15 protein-coding genes and 1 other annotated feature are annotated in these 18,011 nt (G+C 38.0%); of the genes, 8 read left to right on the top strand and 7 right to left on the bottom strand.

The window, feature by feature from the left end:
- Window positions 1-516 precede the first annotated feature (516 nt).
- From B5D30_RS04740 to B5D30_RS04730, 3 genes are read left to right on the top strand one after another with little or no spacing between them, the layout of a single operon-like run.
- Entirely contained in the window at window positions 517-936 is a 420-nt protein-coding gene (locus tag B5D30_RS04740; RefSeq protein ID WP_200806711.1) for a potassium channel family protein, read from the top strand.
- Complete coding sequence (locus B5D30_RS04735) at window positions 933-1,607, top strand: potassium channel family protein (protein ID WP_078806886.1); 675 nt, start codon at window positions 933-935, stop codon at window positions 1,605-1,607. Before B5D30_RS04740 ends, B5D30_RS04735 begins: the two co-directional genes overlap by 4 nt.
- Window positions 1,601-3,073 (top strand): TrkH family potassium uptake protein, encoded by a 1,473-nt coding sequence (locus B5D30_RS04730; RefSeq protein ID WP_078806885.1) that lies wholly within the window; start codon window positions 1,601-1,603, stop codon window positions 3,071-3,073. The genes B5D30_RS04735 and B5D30_RS04730 overlap by 7 nt, the downstream gene beginning before the upstream one ends.
- A gap of 249 nt (window positions 3,074-3,322) precedes the next feature.
- On the opposite strand, the gene B5D30_RS04725 is transcribed toward B5D30_RS04730, so the two are convergent.
- The 3 genes from B5D30_RS04725 to B5D30_RS04715 form a co-directional block, all read right to left on the bottom strand.
- Entirely contained in the window at window positions 3,323-3,652 is a 330-nt protein-coding gene (locus B5D30_RS04725; protein WP_078806884.1) for a winged helix-turn-helix transcriptional regulator, read from the bottom strand.
- Window positions 3,653-3,774: 122 nt separating this feature from the next.
- Window positions 3,775-7,476 carry a helicase-exonuclease AddAB subunit AddA gene (gene addA, locus B5D30_RS04720; RefSeq protein WP_078806883.1) on the bottom strand — a complete coding sequence of 1,234 codons (3,702 nt, stop codon included), beginning with the start codon at window positions 7,474-7,476 and terminating at the stop codon, window positions 3,775-3,777.
- Window positions 7,469-11,068 (bottom strand): PD-(D/E)XK nuclease family protein, encoded by a 3,600-nt coding sequence (locus B5D30_RS04715; RefSeq protein WP_078806882.1) that lies wholly within the window; start codon window positions 11,066-11,068, stop codon window positions 7,469-7,471. Before B5D30_RS04715 ends, addA begins: the two co-directional genes overlap by 8 nt.
- Window positions 11,069-11,241: 173 nt before the next feature.
- Here B5D30_RS04715 and lepB point away from each other — a divergent pair, with 173 nt between their 5' ends.
- Window positions 11,242-11,814: a signal peptidase I gene (gene lepB / locus B5D30_RS04710; RefSeq protein ID WP_078806881.1), complete on the top strand. Its 573-nt coding sequence runs from the start codon at window positions 11,242-11,244 to the stop codon at window positions 11,812-11,814.
- Between the two features lie 48 nt (window positions 11,815-11,862).
- On the opposite strand, the gene B5D30_RS04705 is transcribed toward lepB, so the two are convergent.
- Complete coding sequence (locus B5D30_RS04705) at window positions 11,863-13,305, bottom strand: Cof-type HAD-IIB family hydrolase (protein WP_078806880.1); 1,443 nt, start codon at window positions 13,303-13,305, stop codon at window positions 11,863-11,865.
- 95 nt (window positions 13,306-13,400) lie between these two features.
- Between B5D30_RS04705 and B5D30_RS04700 the strand changes: the two genes are divergently transcribed.
- Complete coding sequence (locus B5D30_RS04700) at window positions 13,401-14,372, top strand: asparaginase (RefSeq protein WP_078806879.1); 972 nt, start codon at window positions 13,401-13,403, stop codon at window positions 14,370-14,372.
- A 137-nt stretch (window positions 14,373-14,509) separates the two neighbouring features.
- Here B5D30_RS04700 and B5D30_RS14260 read toward each other — a convergent pair whose 3' ends face one another.
- Both B5D30_RS14260 and B5D30_RS04695 read right to left on the bottom strand, forming a co-directional pair.
- Complete coding sequence (locus tag B5D30_RS14260) at window positions 14,510-14,638, bottom strand: hypothetical protein (protein ID WP_268802097.1); 129 nt, start codon at window positions 14,636-14,638, stop codon at window positions 14,510-14,512.
- A 62-nt stretch (window positions 14,639-14,700) separates the two neighbouring features.
- Window positions 14,701-14,925, bottom strand: a complete 225-nt coding sequence (locus B5D30_RS04695) for a hypothetical protein (RefSeq protein WP_078806878.1) — start codon at window positions 14,923-14,925, stop codon at window positions 14,701-14,703.
- A 152-nt stretch (window positions 14,926-15,077) separates the two neighbouring features.
- Window positions 15,078-15,147 (top strand) — a sequence feature (ribosomal protein L21 leader region).
- An 18-nt stretch (window positions 15,148-15,165) separates the two neighbouring features.
- On the opposite strand from B5D30_RS04695, the gene rplU reads away from it, so the two are divergent.
- Genes rplU through rpmA form a run of 3 tightly spaced genes read left to right on the top strand, consistent with a single transcriptional unit; the run spans window position 15,166 to window position 16,112 of the window.
- Window positions 15,166-15,480: a 50S ribosomal protein L21 gene (rplU, locus tag B5D30_RS04690; protein WP_078806877.1), complete on the top strand. Its 315-nt coding sequence runs from the start codon at window positions 15,166-15,168 to the stop codon at window positions 15,478-15,480.
- Between the two features lies 1 nt (window position 15,481).
- A complete protein-coding gene (locus B5D30_RS04685; RefSeq protein WP_078806876.1) occupies window positions 15,482-15,811 on the top strand; it encodes a ribosomal-processing cysteine protease Prp in 330 nt (109 codons plus the stop codon).
- A 16-nt stretch (window positions 15,812-15,827) separates the two neighbouring features.
- Window positions 15,828-16,112 carry a 50S ribosomal protein L27 gene (gene rpmA / locus B5D30_RS04680; protein WP_078806875.1) on the top strand — a complete coding sequence of 95 codons (285 nt, stop codon included), beginning with the start codon at window positions 15,828-15,830 and terminating at the stop codon, window positions 16,110-16,112.
- Between the two features lie 99 nt (window positions 16,113-16,211).
- On the opposite strand, the gene B5D30_RS04675 is transcribed toward rpmA, so the two are convergent.
- On the bottom strand, window positions 16,212-17,864 hold the full coding sequence (locus tag B5D30_RS04675) for a MutS-related protein (RefSeq protein ID WP_078806874.1): 1,653 nt from the start codon (window positions 17,862-17,864) through the stop codon (window positions 16,212-16,214).
- Between the last annotated feature and the right edge of the window lie 147 nt (window positions 17,865-18,011).

Genomic DNA, 18,011 nt, shown 5'->3' with positions numbered 1-18,011 from the left:
ACTTGCCTGAAGCACAGCTTCAGGTGGCATTGCGAACAGCGACCAAAATTCAGCACTACGTAGCTAGACAAAGAAAAGCGAAGAAGTGCGATCTAAAGATATTGCAACAAAAATAGAAAAATCGCAGAAATTTCATTTTCTAAAATGTTGATTTCATGCGATTTTTTCTATTTTAAGTCGTTTATTTTAAAGACAAACTGATTGCTCACAACATTCTCACAAGAAAATCGATTTTCTCACAGCATACTCACAGCTTGTTTGCTATCATGAAATTAATGTATGAGATTCATACAGAATAAGCAAGCGTTTTGTAGTCTTCCTTTCCCGTATGAAGAGCTTCCCACTTTACCATTCACAGCTTTGGATAGTTGAAAAGGTCAAAACTCTCGAAACGCTTGCTTATTGTTTTGGGAAAAAGGGAAAATAACGAAGAAATTTGACCTTGCAGACAGGGGAGATGTGAGGTCAAATTTCAAATCGCATGATTGATCGAAATTTTTAGAGGAGACAAACCAATTGAAAAAACAAACAAATTTTTCACTGATTATCGGTTGTGGCCGATTGGGGGCTAGTTTTGCCAATATGCTCTCTGATCAAAATGAAAATGTACTCGTTTTAGACTGCGATGCCAATTCTTTTCGCAAATTATCCGTTTCTTTTGGCGGGTTGACTATGACAGGAGATGCTAGAGATATTGATGTTTTGGAAAAAGCAGAAATCGAAAAAGCGACTGCTGTCATTGTCGTAACCGATAACGACAATACAAATATCATGATTGCACAATTAGCAAAAGAGCTATTTAAGAAAAAACGTGTGATTACAAGGCTGAACAATCCTGAAAAAGAGTGCGTATATGAACATTCAGGCATTGAGACTCTCTCACCTGTTGCCTTGTCAATAAAAGAAATTTGCAAGTTTGTTGGAGGAATCGAATGAAAAAACATATTCTTTTAATTGGGAGTTTGAACAAAGCACGCTCTCTGGCACAATCTTTGTTGCAGAAGAAATATCAGGTTACTGCAATCAACCGAGATTATCAAAATTGTTTGACATTGGCTGAAATTGACGGACTTCGTGTCATTCACGGTGATGCCACGAAACCTTTTGTTTTAGAGGAAGCGAGTGTTCAAGAAGTGGATATTGCCATTGCACTCACTCCTTGTGACCAAGATAACTTGGTCATTTGTGAATTATGTAAAAAGAAATTTCATGTTAGAAAAACCGTTTCACTCGTCAACGATCCGAAAAAAACGGATTTCTTTTATAAAATGGGGATTGATTCGGTCATTTGTGCCGTCAATACAATTAGCAATATTATTGAAAAACAGACCTTACTTGAAGGAATTACGAGCTTTTTTCCAACAGGTGAGGCACATATCAACATTGTCGAAGTGCCAATTTTCTCCACCTCGCCAGTGGTCAATCAAAAAATCTGGGAAATCCCTTTGCCACGTGAAGTCATTATCGCTTGTATTCTTCGTGAAGAAAAGACAATGATTCCACGAGGCGATACAACTATTTTAGCTGGGGATTTATTAATTTTAATTTTATTTGACAAACAAGAAATGGAAGTCGTTCATAAACTGACAGGTGAAAGAGAATGTTAAAGAAATATTTTCATCAAAGTAGCAATAGCGGGAAATTAATTCTCTTAATCGGCTGTTTACTTTTAACACCACTTGTCGTCTTGCCGTTTTTCCCGAATGATACAAAGTTTGCCTTTTCTTTTCTAGCTCCGTCGCTGTTTTCTATCACACTTGGGCTTGTTTTTTGCCGAACAATCAAAATCAACCCACTCGCTCATTGGCAACATTCGTTGCAATCAAGCCATTTGACCGTCTTATTGACGTGGGGTTACGGCTGTTTCATAGGAGCTATCCCTTTTCTTTTGTCTGGAAAATTGAGCTTTGTGCAAGCATTATTTGAGTCGATTAGTGGCTGGACGACAACGGGATTGTCTGTTGTAGATGTTGAAAATACCCCGAATATTTTTTTGTTTTACCGTAGTTTTATGCAGTTTTGTGGCGGGTTGGGATTTGTGTTAGTATTGGTTACTTTCATGCAAGGAAAACAAGCGATGAATCTTTACAATGCAGAAGGGCATTACGACAAATTAATGCCGAATTTGAAGAAAACTACTCGCTTAATTTTGCAAATGTATCTAACTTTTTTAGTTCTCGGAACTGTTTTGTATAGTCTTTTTGGTATGCCAATGTTTGAATCGTTGCTACACAGTATGTCCGCCTTATCTACTGGCGGATTTTCTACAAGAGCAGACAGCATTGGTGCTTATCATAGTCTTGAAATTGAGATAATAACCATTCTTCTCATGATTATCGGCACAACCAATTTTGCGGTTCTTTTACTGTTGACAAAAAGAAAATGGAAACAATTGCTACGTGTCAGCGAACTTCGATTTTTCTCGGTTGTACTTGTGATATTCACACCACTTCTTGCAATTTCCTTATTTTGTACTCTTTATACAAATGTAAGCGAGAGTATGAGAATTGCAGTGTTCAATATCATCTCGGCACTTTCGACAACAGGTTACTCGACAACGACTTATACAGAGTTCCCACCGTTTGCCATTGGGATTCTTCTACTGCTCATGCTCATCGGCGGAGGATTTGGCTCTACTGCTGGCGGATTAAAACTTACACGAGTGTATTTACTTCTTCGTATCACTGCGGAAAACATTTACAAACGCTGTCGCCCAAATCATTTAGTGACTTCGCCGTTTTATTATAAAGCACAAGGGAAAACACCGATTGACCAACAATTAACAAATGATACGATAGGATTTGTTTCAAGTTATCTTATTCTCATGATAATCGGTACACTTCTTCTTACATTAACGAGCAATAGCACACTCACCAAAGCTGCATTTGAGTTTGCCTCAACTCTCGGCACTGTCGGATTATCCATTGGCTTAACAGACAATACAACAAACGAAGGAAGTTTAATCATCCAAATGTTCGGCATGATCTTAGGAAGACTAGAAATATTTATCGTCCTAATCGGAATTTACTCGGGAATTGCTAGGATAAAAGAAAAGCGGAGAAGGGCGGGTTGAGGTCTGTGGTAGTGAATCACATCGTTTATATACTCGAAACGAAAGTTTCGAGCGATGTTGCAAACAGCCACCAGACCTCAGCACTTCCTAGCTAGACAAAGAAAATCGGAGAAGTGCGGTAAGGAATTTACAACAATAAACCGTCTCATTCACTCACTCCACCAATTAACCAAAAGAACAAATTATTTTGTAAGAAAATCAATAAAAGACACTTATTGTACCGATAACAGTATCAATAAGTGCCTTTTTTTAGCAATATTCTTCTGCCCAATGTTCAAGCTCGGTCAAGGAACTTGCTAGAGCAACACCTTTTTGCGTTAGCTGATAAACAGATACGCCACGCATTTGGCAACTTGCTTTTTTTTCTACAATCCCATTTTCCTCAAGCTCTTTCAATCTTGCTGATAACATTCTGTCACTCAGATTGTTGACAATTTGAGCCAATTCTGAAAATCGGACGTTTTCCTTGTGCAACAAAGTATGAATGATTAAACCATTCCATTTTCTACCTAAAATAGAAAAGGCTGCCTCTATTTTAGGACAAAGGGTAAAATCAACCTCTTTTGCTAATACTTCCATATCTTTCTCCCTCATTCTTTTTTATGGGTACCTCTAAAAACTAGCAATTTTGGGTAAGCGTGAATTTTTTAGAGGTACCCTTATTACTATCAAAAATATAGTAACCCCTTTTCACATTTTTTTCAAGGGAGTTGCACCACGTCCCCGATTGAAAGCAAAATCAATTCCTTTCGCACGACTTGTTTTCCTGTGGCAAGTTGCAAGGCTTTTGCATACAAATTGAGCTGTCCTGCATATCTTTCTTTCATTTTCTCAATTTCTCGTTCTTTTTGTGTTGTCCGAATAAAGTCCGTTTTATAGTCAAACAATACAAGCCCCTCATCTCCCTCAAAATATCCGTCAATTATCCCGTGAATCAATAAATCATCTTCAATTTCATCTGGATAATCCTCATACACTTCGCTCGGGTGAACAAGTAAAGAAAACGGCACTTCTTTTTTTACATTTTCACTGTTTTCCTGAAGTAATTGCCCAAAAGATGTCTCAAAAAATTGTAGGATTTTCGTTAAATCAATTCTTTCAGCAACTATTTTTTCAATCAGTTTTCTCTCCACCAAAAGCTCTAGCTGTTTTTCCAGTGCTTGCTCGGAAATTTCTTGTGAAAGATTTATCGTTTGTAAAAGTAAATGTGTCGCACTACCAATTTCTCTTGAAGAAACACTGCTCGCTCGTTGTTCTAAAAATGCAGGTTTCGCAAGCTCACCAAAACGGATATTCGCCCTAAGTTCTCCGTTTTCACTAACATTTGCCTCAAGTAAATTCGGAAAATCCGGGTCGACAAAGACTTGTTTGATTTCGGAAACCGACTGATAAACCGCCGTATTCGTGCTTTTTTGATAGCGATAGTGAAAATTCAACCGTTCTTTCGCACGCTGAAATATCTCAGGCGTTATTTTCTCTTTCTTCTCCTCTGTGTCCGTTAGAGAAGTTTTTTCCACTTCTGGCACGAGCAAATCTTGTTGACACATAAAGGTTACCTCAAAATTTGTCGCATGGTATTTCACTGTTGGCACATTTGCGACTGCAAATTCATTGTTCCAAACGTCTGCATCCTTGTGTCGCATCAGCGTCATACCTATCCAGTCCATAACACTTTTCCCTTTTAGACGAACGGTTTCACTTAATACTTCACTTTCCTCGCTCCCTGCTTGAGACCAAGTTTTAAGTGCTGTTTCTTTATCTTTATAACTTGCAACCAAGATAAGTTTTTGCTCCGCACGTGTAAGGGCAACATAGAGTTTCCGCATTTCTTCGGCTAAAATTTTCTTTTTCTTATACGCTTTAATCGCCTCAAAAACTAGCGTGGTAAATTTCAAACGAGATTTTCTATCCAAATATTGAATCCCTACACCTAATTTTCCGTCAAAAATGGTCTTTCCTTGAATGTCTTGTAAATTCCATTTTTTCGACAAATCAAGCAAAAAGACCACTGGAAATTCTAGCCCTTTTGAACCGTGAATCGTCATTACACGCACTGCATTTTGAAGATTTTCCATTTCCGTTTCTGCCAAATCTTCGTCTTTGGCACGCATTCGCTCAATGAAACGTACAAATTGAAACAATCCCTTGAAACTACTTTGCTCGTACTGCTCTGCTCTTTCGGCTAAAGCGTACAAATTCGCCTCACGCTGATGTCCGTTTGGCATACCAGAGACAATTTCAATAATTGCCGTTTCTTCGTAAATTTTCCAAAGGAGCAAGTGAATACTTGTACTTCTCGCCAAATTTCGCCAAGCGTTCAGTTGTTTCTTAAATACCTCTAGTTTTTGAATATTTTTCGTATCCTGCACTGCCTCATAAAAATTTCCTGTTTTGTTATTTAATCGAACTCTTGCAAGTTCCTCCTCATTCAAATTAACAATTGGACTTCTCAACACACTTGCAAGTGGAATATCTTGATAAGGGTTATCAATAATAGATAAAAGCGACATAATCATGCGGATTTCAGTCGTTTTAAAATATGTTGCCACATCATTCATAACAAGTGGAATGTCAAATCGAGCAAACATTTCTTGAATTTCAGCGTTATGTTTTCTTGTTGGAGCAAGCAAAACAATGTCTTTATACTCAAGCAAACGATTGGTCTTTAAATCTTTGTCGTAAATCTCAAAACCATTTTCCACCATTTCACGAATTTTCATCGCCACAAGGGTAATTTCCCCCTCGTTTTTGCTCTCCACGTCAAACGTTGGCTCAATTTCAACGACTTCTTGCTCCTCATCTTTTTGCGTTTCATAAATCAAAATTTCCGTTTTCATCTGCTCGTTTTCTGGAAAACTTGTATTTCCATTGATAAGACGTGCCGCATCATCATACTCAATTTGCCCAAGCGTGCGGTTCATCAACTGCATGAAAATTAAATTGGTGAAATCTAGCACATCACTTCTTGAACGAAAATTTTCTGCCAAAACAATTCGTTTTCCGCCATTGTTTTCACCATAATTTGTATATTTTTCAATAAAAAGCGTTGGGTCAGCTTGACGGAACATATAAATAGACTGCTTGACATCTCCCACCATAAAGCGATTGTTTTCCTTGGAAACAAAATTTGCAATCATTTCCTGAATACCATTCGTATCTTGGTATTCATCAATCATCACTTCGTGAAATTTTTCCTTATAATAAAGACTTGCCTCACTAGGATTGCCAGAGTCATCTCGCAAAATTTTCAACGCAAGATGTTCCAAATCGCTAAAATCAAGAGCATTTTTCGCAAATTTTTCTTGCTGAAATTCCTGCATAAAAGATTTCGTCACCACTACTAACGTTTCGACAACCTCTTTAGCATCACCTAAAACTTTCGCTGTTACTTCAGGGGGTGTCGTAAATATCTTTTGTTTGAAAATCCCGTCAACAACTTCTTTTAACCTTGCGTGATAACTGCCATATGGAGCAACAATGTCTTCTTGTTCCTTAAATGCTTTAGAATTTGCACTTATTTTCCTTGGGAATTTACTCTCTTTGCCAAGTAGATAAATTTCTTCTACGTTATCTTGCTCTAAATACTGTGTCAATCGCTCAAGGAGCAGTAAAATTTCCTCACTCTGCTCAAGCATTTTGTCAAATTCAATTGACCGAGCGAGATTTTCAAGCTCTTTTGCAATACGTTTAGCGACAAAAAGCTCGTCTAAAAGTTGTGGTTTGAGTATTTCTTGATAAAGCGTGCTTTCTGTAAAATCTCCGTTTATTTCATAACCTTTCACTAAACTATCCAAATATTCGTCTGGTGCAGGGTGACTCAGTGCAAAATCCATTAACGAGAATACGAGTGATTGTAAGCCTTCATCATTTCGGTCACCAGAAAAATTCTCAGTTAATTGATAAAACGATTCATTTTCCACTCCGTCAACTTCATACATTTTTTCACGTAGCACATGGAAAATCTGCTCTTTCAGCAAAGATTTCTCTGTTTCATCACTCATCAAACGAAATTTCGGGTCAAGGTCAATCAAATAATAAAATCGTTCAATCACTCGTTTACAAAATGCGTGCAACGTTGAAATATGTGCTTGTGGCAACAATTGCAACTGATGAAGTAAAAAAGCACGTTTTTTGCCGTCTAATTCTTGCTCAATCGTCTCTTTTAACTTATTTTCCAAACGCTCTTTCATCTCACTTGCCGCAGCTTCCGTGAACGTTACGATTAAAAGCTCGTCAACATTGATCCCACTTAACACTTTTTGAATGACACGCTCAACCAAAACGGTCGTTTTCCCACTTCCTGCACTTGCTGAAATCAACAAATTTTCGCCACTTTCCCAAACGGATTGCCATTGTGCATCTGTAAAACGTGAGTTTTCTGGTTTTAATGGTAAATTAATCATTCTTCTCCCCACTTTCCAAATCAATTTTCATCGCCTCAAGGATTTTGGCTTTTTTCTCTTTTCTATCGCCAAACGGCTCCATTTTTTTATACTGGTTTTCTTTTAACATTGGGTCAAAGAAACAAACGCTCTTGAACGAACAATAACTACAAGCACGAGGATTAGTGCCTTGTCTTACTGGATTGAGTGCAATATCTCCAGAGTAAATTTTCTCTGCTGCACTTGTGAAATTTTGTCTATTGTGTTCTGCAATCGTGGCAAACTCGTCTTCTGTGAAGAAATTGCTTCCTGTCCCTTTCACCTCTCCACTTTTCAGCTGTTGAACAGGATAGAGAATACTTGCCTTGCCGTCAAGTGTTTTATCCATTTCTGGTATCGCCTCAGGATAATTTACCAACAGACCACCTACTTTGAACTCTTTCAAAATGTTTTCATCCAGATTTTCAAGCGTTTTTTCATCATAATCCAATGTCGGATTTTGCAAATGAAGATAAAATGCCCCTAGTGGTTTACTTTCTAGCTCTGCTGTGGCATTACTCGTTGCAACATCAAGGTAGGTCACCATTTGCATTGCCAAACCATAATAACTATCGAGCAAATCAAATTTTTTCGCTCCACTCTTGTAATCAACAACCGACAAATACTGCTGGCGGTCTTGCTCTAATACGTCTAATCGGTCAATTTTCCCACGCAATTTCACCACTTTGTCATTGGAAAGAGCAAGTGTTAGCCCCTCAATTCCTTTTTGTCCTGCAATTTTCCCAAAAATCAACTCGGTTTCTTTGGTTTTCAAGCCACTTCTATCTGCCTGTTGTTTCACCGCCCACAATACGCGTTTGGTCACTTCGGACAATTGAAAACGCAAATAACGCATACGACTGTCCCTGTTTAATAAATCAAATTGCGGAATCGCGAGTGTTTTCTCGATTACTTGCTCAGTAAAATGCAAAAGTTGCTCCTCATTGAGATGTTCAATATCCAATTGGTTCTCCTGTAACAATTTGAAAAATTCGTCCAGTGCTTCGTGGAAGAAATTTCCTTTCATTGCAGGATTTAAATCTAAAATTTCACGTCCTTTTAATTGCAAACCATAGTTGGCAAAGTGTTTAAATTCACATTGGTGGAGTAATTCAAACCTCGAAACACTCGCTTCGATATTGTCACCATAGAGCAACTCTGTTGTTTCATGAGAAAGTGCGTGTGGGATATTTTTCTTTTCAAGCCCAAGCAAAGCGTGATGATATAGCTCACTAAAATCAGATTTTTTCACTTCTTCTTCTAGCATATTCCACAAAATGCTCGGTGTTTCTTCATTTTCATCGGCAAATTGTTTCAAACGAACTAAATCACGAATTAATAAGCGGTACGTTGAAATTTGAGAAAGTGCATCGCTTTCCAAAAGTTGTGTGTCTTTTTTCTCTACTATTGCAATCCCCAAAGCCTTAGAAAATCGTTCGACAAATGGCGACAGCCTCGTTTCTTTTGCTCCTTCCACTTGTTTGGGTGCGGTAAGATACAGTTTCTCGCTTGCTGAGGTAAACAACATATAGGCAACGAAAATTTCCTTCGCATTGCGATTGTTGACATCATTCATGAAAAATTTTTCATCTGCAACTACTTCTTCTAGCATTGTGCGTTCTTCTAACGTCAAAATAGACTTGTTTTCATAGCTCATTGGCAAAGTATGATTGGTTAAACCAAGGGCAAAGACGACTTTTGACTGCATAGGTTGAACGAGTTCGCTTGAGATAACTTGCACTGTATCAAGCACGGCTGGCACTTTTCCATATCGACCATTTTCCAATCCTGTGGAAAAAATGTCAGAAAACGTTGCCCAATCAAACGTGTCCTCTCCAAAAATGAACACATATTCTTCAAGCAAATGCACAAATGCACTCCAAGCCTGCTCGTACTCTTTTGCCTTAGCAATATCCGTTGCTGCAAAAGAATCTCTAAAATGGGTCATTTGTCTATCTAATCCAATTTCTGTCAAAAAGCGATAAAAACACTCCGCTCCCTCACGAACAGTTTGAACATTTTCCATTTCCTTGAAAAATAATGACAAATTTCCGCCGACAAAACGTCTTAATTCGTTGCTACGTCGCTCTTTTTGCACATCACGATTTTCGCTCACCTCATTTTCCTCGAAATCATACGTGACAAATCGCCAATCCTTTTGACTTGTCCAATCACGACCGTTGTAGCCATACTGCAAGACGATATTTTCCGTAATATCAACCGTATCACGAAATTCTTCCATTGCAAGTTGCCATTCTTCTTGCGTAAGCTCTTGAATTTCTGAAAACAAATCAAGAGAGTTGCCCAATTCCGTTGACAGTTGAAAAAGTGGAGTGAATAGCTCGCTACGAAGTAAACGTATGACATCTTCATATTGGAAATAAAATTCCTTGAGACGAAAGAGACTTTGGAAAAATTCAACTAATGGGTGGCTTTTCATTGTACTTCGTCTATCCATTGTAAGCGGAATGTTATTCCATTCAAAAATAGGAGCGATTTGCGTATGATAGTCCTCCATATTTCGCACTAGCACTTGAATATCCTTGTAACGATAGCCTTCCTCACTCACCAAGCGATGAATCTCTTTTGCCACACGATGAATTTCCACAAAATGATTTTCACTTTGCCAAATCTGAACAGTCGTTTTGTCAAAATCTGGCAAGGGAAATTTGCCATTGTCTGAAGCATTTCGCCATGCGTTTTCAATCGCCAAAAGTCTTGTGTTTTCAGCCTTTGGTGCGTATTTCTCTATTAAAATTTTGACTTTTTCTTCCTTTGCCAATCTCAAAATTCGCTGAATCGTTTTTTTGCTATCATAAAAAAGCTCCAACGGTTGTAATGTGTCATTTTCTCCCACTTTTTCACTTAACATGGAAATTTTCAATTCACGAGCTTGTTTCATAAACGCTCTGAGCAAACTCAATTCTTCCGATGAAAAACGAGTGTATCCATGAACGACCACCAAAACATTCGATAAATCACGCTCTCTCACACGTTTTGCCAAACGAGAAAGCAAAGATTCTTCGGACAAATTGTACGCTTTTCTTGCATTAGAATACGCATTGTACAGTAACAAAAGCTCTGCAAACTTACGTCTTTGAGCCATTCCTTTGCTTTCATCATGAATGATTTTTTCCAAATCATTCGCCGTCATTGTCCCTTGCTCTAACTCTGCGAAAAAATCCATGAGAGATGCCATAAAGCCTTTTTTGTCAAATTCCCCACGAAAAAGTGTCAGATTCTCCTTGTTTTCAAGTAAAATTTTACGGAAAAGCATACTGCGTCCTTCTTCACTTAGCTCCACTTCTCGTGTTTCCGTATTCATCAAAAACCACGCTAGACGTGTGAAACTAAGCACTTGCAACCTTGTTTTTGCTGTTGCAACACGTTTTTCTTTCTGCTCAAAATTCCCGAGTTTCCTAAGAATACGAAGTTCACTTTCAAACTTCATATAGTTTGGCACCAAAAAATAAACTTCCCCCGCCTCATGTTCTGCTAACCATTCATGACTTATTCTAACAAGCTCATCTTCATGCAAATTCGTACTTGTTCCTAAAATAAATTGCAAACTCAAGTTCTCACCTCATTTTTCTATGTTTCTATATTTCCTTTATTATAACAAAGCTCGCAGTGAAATAAAATTTTCTAAAGCTTTTTACTATCAGCTTACAAAATGAAATTTTTTTGATAAAATAAGTTGAGCATTCGTATAGTGAAATGAATTTCATAGAGAAAGAGATAAAAAACATGAGTAAAAAAGATTTAATCCAAAGTGGAATTTTCATTGTCGTCGTTGGGGTTATCCTGATTTTGTTACGACAATTTGTCTTTACACCTGTAACTGTCCTCGGTCATTCAATGGACCCAACGCTAAGCAATAAAGAGCGTGTCATCGCCTTAAAGCATGAAAAAATTGAACGTTTTGACATTATCACATTCAAAGCACCCGATGATTCTGGAAAAAATTATGTGAAACGTGTGATTGGCTTGCCGGGAGATTCCATTCAATGTATGGATGACGTTCTTTACATCAATGGAAAAATCTACAAAGAACCATATGTAGAAGAATTAAAGAGCAAACTAAGTGACGGTGAACCATTCACACATGATTTTACTTTAGACGGTCTTTTCGGTGAAGTTCATGTACCTGAGGGAAAATATTTTGTCCTAGGTGATAATCGCAGAATTTCAAAAGACTCCAGAATGATTGGCTACATCGACCAGAAAGCCGTCCTCGGTGTCGTCAAATTCGCATTCTGGCCAATCGAACAGTTCGGTCCTATTACCAATCACGTGGAAGAACTGCAAGACGGTGAATAAAGTTAATAAGAGGCACAAAAGCTGTTTTCATTGCTTTTGTGCCTTTTTCTAAACACTATTTTCTCGTTGTCTCGCCAATTCCTCTTTGATTTTCTTTTCAGGAGCAAAACGTTCTTCCCAATTTTCTGGTTTCAAAATTTTGTGCGTAATCGGATCATAATGAGCCTCGCCGTCAGCCCAAATTTTGCCCATATTGGCTTCGTGAACAATTGAAAAGAGTTTGTCTGGGTCAACCCCCATTAAAACGAACGAGCCATAGGTGAAGTAAAGCAAGTCAATTAAAGCATCTGCTTGATCGGTTAAGACATCTTCTGTCGGTTCATTTTTTGCTAATACTTTTTCTTTTGCTTTCTCAACATCACTTTTTAGATTTTCCACCAGTTCCTCAAAAAGCACTTGGTCATTGTTACTTGTTGCATATAAAAATTCAACGATTTCTTCTACTTTAAATCCTGAGCGGAAACTTGCTTGTTGTGGGTCATACGCCTTTGGTTTTTGGAGAACTTCTTTGTCAAATGTTTGGTGAAATTCTCTTACCTTATTAAATTTTTCATCTTTGGATTTTGGCATTTTCTGTGTGAGGTACTTCATTTCACTCGAAATATCCTCTATGCACAATTCTTGCATGACTTCATTGATTTCTTCCTCATCCTCTATCAAACAAAATTGCTGAAAAGCTCGTGCAATACCGTCTCGATCATTTGACGTTGTGACAAAATCGGCAACTTCTTTCAGCTCTTTTACCGCATTCCCCATTGCCACACCGTATGCCACGCCTTGAATCATCTCTATATCGTTCCAACTATCGCCAAATGCCATGGTTTCATCTAAGGAAATGCCGTAATATTCACAAACCGCCTCAATTCCTTTAAACTTGGAACTCCCTCGTGGAATAATGTCAATCGAATACGGGTTGCTACGTGTAATCGTACACGTCGGAAAATATGCCTCTATTCTTGCCTGCTCTTTTTCTGGCGAAACCATTACTACTTGATAAATTGGCTCACGTAAAACGGGGTTTTCTTGATAATTGGCTTTTTTATGCTTTCTAACGACATTTTGATAGCCTGTTTTTAGCGTTCCAGAGAGTTTTCGTGGTAAAAATGGTGAAATCATGCGAACAAAACTCGTGTTCCCTACACGCAAAAGGGAAGAGCCGACAATTTTGTCTGCTGCACCAAACGTAATTTCTCTGCTATGCTCATCTGCAAATTCCGCAAGAGAATGTAGCGTTTTTTTGTCTAGTGGCTTGGATAAAATAACTTCCCCACTTCTCGTGTAGATGTATTGTCCATTGTAACAGGCAGCAAAATCAAGAGCATATTCCTCTAGCAAATGCCCAATCGTACTCGGTCCACGCCCTGTGGCAATCCCGCACAAAATCCCCTTTTCTTTCGCTTTTGCTAAAGCAATCTCAGTCGATTTCTCAAGTCTACTTTGCTTATTCAAAAGCGTTCCGTCAATGTCAAAAAAGACGATTTTAATCATGATTTCACCTCCTCGTAAAATATTTTTATGCTTACTTGCATTTTTTTCATTCGTTCTTTATTATAACAGATATTAGATAAAGATTGGGGAAATTAATCGTGAGAAAAATATTAGCATTACATACAGGTGGTACCATTTCAATGCATGAAGATGAGCTTGGGCAAGTTTTGCCAGGGGAGGAAAATCCAATTGCACGAGCGGAAATTGCTCTGCCTGAAAATGTGGAAATTATAAATGAAGAAATTTTTAATTTGCCTTCACCACATATCACCCCTGCTCATATGCTTCAATTAAAGGAACGGATTTTATATGCCATACAGCATGAAAATGTACAAGGAATTGTCATTACACATGGCACGGATACATTAGAAGAAACGGCTTATTTCTTGGATAGCACCATTCAACTAATGTTTCCAATCGTCTTAACAGGTGCTATGCGAAGTAGCAATGAGCTTGGAAGTGACGGATTGTACAATTTTCTTTCTGCACTCCGTGTGGCAAGCGACAATAAAGCAATTGGCAAGGGTGTACTGGTCGTGATGAATGACGAAATTCACACGGCAAGATATGTCACCAAAACACATACAACCAATGTTGCCACATTTCGCACACCAACACATGGCCCGATTGGCATTGTGACCAAAACGGAAATTGTTTTCTTCCACCAACTGCAATATCAAGAAAAGTACAATATTTCAACAGTTGACGGAAATATCCCGATTATCAAAGCATACGCTGGAATGACTGATGAAATTTTCAATATGCTTGATTTTCATAAAACAAACGGTCTTGTGATTGAGGCACTAGGTGCGGGCAATTTGCCTCCAAAAGTGCTAGAAGGACTCAAGAAAGTTTTGCTCAACGACATTCCTGTCGTTTTGGTTTCTCGTTGTTTCAACGGCATTGCCGAGCCTGTCTACGCTTATACAGGAGGCGGAATGGAATTAGCAAAATTAGGTGTGATGTTTTCAAATGGAATCAATTCACAAAAAGCACGTTTAAAATTATTAATTGGTTTGAATGCGAAGTTGAAAGGTACGGAATTGAGTGATTTTATTCATGATGCGTAGAAAGTAAAAAAAGTACCTCTAAAAATTCCGTTTTAGAGGTGCTTTTAAAATTTTACATAGCAGGGCACCTCTAAAAACTCGCACTTATCCTAAATTGCTAGTTTTCCGGTTTTCTTCGTCAATCTCCTCAACCTTGTCTAGCTACGAAGTGCAGGAGTTTGGCAACTGTTCGCAGTGTCGCTCGAAACTAAAGTTTCGAGTAAATAAACGACACGGCTCACTGTTGCAAACTCCTTAACACACTTCTTCGCTTTTCTATGCCCCACATAGTTTTCGTCGATTTCCTCGAAAATCAAAAAACTAGCTAATTTAGTCTTAAGCGGAGTTTTTAGAGGTCCCCATATAAAAAAGTTCGTTTATCGACAGATTCGATATAAAAAATATCGTAAATGTTGACAAGGTGTGCCTGTTTGCCAAGAAACGCGACCAATTCTTGTTTAGAACTTTGCTCAACTCGTGCGATTAACTCAAGAATTTCATCTGTTACCTCATGAACTTTGAAAATAATTTCTTCGTTTTCATCTTTTGGAATGAGTTCTGTTAAGATTTTCAAAATACCCCTCCGTTGTTTTTATAGTTGCTTTATTGTAGCATTTTTTGAGGGGGTGTGGGAAATTTTCTACAAAATCAAATGTTTCGTAGCAAATTTTTATTGACAGACAATGAAACATTAGATATAATAGAAATGTTGTAAATGCGGAAACTTCCGTTTTTCAACCGCACCGAGTAGGTTTTAAGTGCTAAGCCACCTATGAAGGCGAGTCTAAATCAAATTTTATAAGGAGGTGCCGTAATGAGTGCATACGCAATTATCAAAACTGGCGGAAAACAAATCAAGGTTGAAGTTGGTCAAGAGGTTTACGTTGAAAAATTAAACGTAGAATCTGGCGAAGTTGTTACCTTTGATGAAGTATTGTTCGTAGGTGGAGAAACGACAAAAGTTGGAACACCAACAGTATCTGGAGCAACAGTAACAGGTAAGGTGGAAAAACATGGTAAGCAAAAGAAAGTAGTAACTTTCAAATACAAACCTAAAAAACATTCTCACCGCAAACAAGGTCACCGTCAGCCATATACAAAAGTAATCATCGAAGCAATCAACGCATAAGATGATTCAAGTGTATGTCAAACGCAAATCTGAAAATATCATTTCTTACGAGATTTCAGGACACGCAATGAGTGGCACATATGGTCATGATATTGTTTGTTCCGCTGTTTCTGTTTTAAGCATTACCACAGCGAACAATCTTGAGAGAATGGCGGATATTTCCCCTATCACTGAAATGAGAGAAGGCTACTTATATGTAGAACTTCCAAAAGATTTGACGAGTGAACAAGAGAAAACTGCTCAGATTTTACTAACAGCTTTTGTTGGTGCAATCAAAGAAGTGGCAGATGAATACAGTAAATTTATTCAGTTGAAAGAAAATAAGGAATAACAGGAGGTGTAACCCTATGTTGAAATTAGACTTACAATTATTCGCCCACAAAAAAGGGGGCGGTTCTACATCTAATGGACGTGATTCACAAGCCAAACGTCTTGGAGCTAAGGCTGCTGACGGTCAAACTGTAACAGGTGGCTCAATCCTTTACCGTCAACGTGGAACAAAAATCCATCCGGGCGTAAACGTTGGGATTGGTGGCGATGATACACTTTTTGCAAAAGTAGAAGGTGTCGTTCGTTTTGAACGTAAAGGTCGTGACAAAAAACAGGTTTCTGTTTATCCAGTTGCGAAATAATGTTGAAATTGACTTCTCTTGGAATTATTCTAAGAGAAGTTTTTTTGAGGAAAAAGAGTGGGAAAAAAAGTCTTGGACGCTTTTCCCACTCTAAATTCATTATTTCCATTTTTTACATTCATCAAAAACATTCGCACGTTTGCTTGCTACTTCTAAAACTTTTGTTGGGAAATCGAGGGTTTCTAAAAGTTTTAAAGCGTTTCTCGTTTTGGCGGCTCCTTTTTTCAAAGAATAGTCAAATGTCAACTCGCCATGTTCTGTAAATCGTTCAGAGAAATGAATGTTTTCGACTTTCCCTTGCAAAATTTGTGATAGCTCAATGTCATGCGTTGCGACAAATGCAAGAACGTTTTTCTCGCTTAGCCACTCAAGAATCGAAGAAGAGGCGGAAATGCGTTCAATTGTATTGGTGCCTTTTAAGATTTCGTCAATAAAAGCAAACACAAACTCGCCCGTTTCCACGACATCTAAAATTCGCTTGATAGATTTCGTTTCAGCGATGAAATAACTTTCTCCCTCAAATAAATCATCTTCAATCGCCATGGAAGTCAACACGTGACCGCTTGTGCATGAAAATTCCGTGGCAAAAGCAGTGTGAATAGTTTGTGATAAAATGGTATTGATTGCAACTGCCTTGATATAAGTAGATTTTCCTGAAGCATTCGAGCCAGTAACCAGTGTGCTTTTTTTCCATGCTACTACATTTCCCACGCCGTCAAGTAAAAGCGGGTGGCAAACGTCCTGAGCGTTTACTTTGTATTGCGTTGTTCTATTTGGTACGCAGAAGTAAGGCAATGCGTAGCGGAAATTCAAGATAGCAATTGCAAATTCTAACTCGCCAAGTAGTTCTAAAATTTCAACTGCCTCTTGTTTGTGGCTAGAAAGTTTTTTTAGCACAAAATTATACGACAGAAGTGGTATAAGAAACAAACCGTTAAAATAATCGAAAATCACTTCCAAATCACTGCCACTTTTCACACGGAAAGTAAACGCAAATTTTCTCACAGAAGAAAAGTGGTGATAATTTTTCTCAAGTATTTCTTTTGACGGAAAATCAAGATGTAAAAATTTTTTGCACACAACAAACGTGTTGACGAGGTAACTCATGCAAATAAGTTCTTTTTCAATCTCAATTTTCTTTTTCAAATAGAGAGACATATTGAGTAAAATTGAACCAAGAAAAATGAGAATTGCTGGTGGGGTTTGAAAAATCACTGCCACAGGCAGTAAAACGACTGGCAAAATACCTAAAAATATATAGATTTCCACTCTTGGCAAGAACGATTTTTTGCTGTGTTTTAGATAATATTGCACCAAGTTTGCGTCCTTTTTCCCAATCATTGCAAATAAATACTGCAATTTTTCACGTGTCTCGGGATTTTCCTCCAGATAAGTAATCAGATGTTCTAATCGTTTGAGATTTTCGTTGTCAAAGTCAAATTCCCGCATTTTCCGATACAAATATTCTGAGCCTATGCTTGATTTTGTCGCATTGATTTGTTGAAAAATGTGCATCATATCCAAGTCATACCATGTCAACTCGTCAATTTCGCTGTCAAATTTTCTGTCCTCTTGCCCAATTTGCCAAGCCTCTCGCAAACTTTCTTCATGGTCAAAACGAGTCATTTTCGGAAGTTTTCCCCATTGTTCTTTGATTTCTTTGCGGATTTTTATTTTTCGCCTGATTTCATCAACTGTATTTAGCGTAAAAGCTAACACGATAATAGCTAAAACAAGCCAGATTACTGTCATATTTTTCTCTCCTTTTGTCTAGCTACGTGGGGCAGGAGTTTGGCAACTGTTTGCAATGCCACTTGAAACTTCGTTTCAAGCAAGTGAATGGCATGGCTCACTGTTGCAAACTCCAGACCGCCCCACTTCGCTTTTCTTTGTCTAGCT

Source organism: Pilibacter termitis, assembly GCF_900167335.1.
Lineage (GTDB): Bacteria > Bacillota > Bacilli > Lactobacillales > Streptococcaceae > Pilibacter > Pilibacter termitis.
Note: the sequence above shows the minus strand (reverse complement) of the source record. Positions and strands in the feature narration are given on the sequence as shown.

Excerpts from the sequence above, each read along its gene's own strand:
- B5D30_RS04725 (WP_078806884.1), bottom strand. The coding sequence starts at position 3,652 with ATGGAAGTATTAGCAAAAGAGGTTGATTTTACCCTTTGTCCTAAAATA.
- B5D30_RS04685 (WP_078806876.1), top strand. The coding sequence starts at position 15,482 with ATGATTCAAGTGTATGTCAAACGCAAATCTGAAAATATCATTTCTTAC.
- addA (WP_078806883.1), bottom strand. The coding sequence starts at position 7,476 with ATGATTAATTTACCATTAAAACCAGAAAACTCACGTTTTACAGATGCA.
- lepB (WP_078806881.1), top strand. The coding sequence starts at position 11,242 with ATGAGTAAAAAAGATTTAATCCAAAGTGGAATTTTCATTGTCGTCGTT.
- B5D30_RS04735 (WP_078806886.1), top strand. The coding sequence starts at position 933 with ATGAAAAAACATATTCTTTTAATTGGGAGTTTGAACAAAGCACGCTCT.
- B5D30_RS04675 (WP_078806874.1), bottom strand. The coding sequence starts at position 17,864 with ATGACAGTAATCTGGCTTGTTTTAGCTATTATCGTGTTAGCTTTTACG.
- rplU (WP_078806877.1), top strand. The coding sequence starts at position 15,166 with ATGAGTGCATACGCAATTATCAAAACTGGCGGAAAACAAATCAAGGTT.
- rpmA (WP_078806875.1), top strand. The coding sequence starts at position 15,828 with ATGTTGAAATTAGACTTACAATTATTCGCCCACAAAAAAGGGGGCGGT.
- B5D30_RS04730 (WP_078806885.1), top strand. The coding sequence starts at position 1,601 with ATGTTAAAGAAATATTTTCATCAAAGTAGCAATAGCGGGAAATTAATT.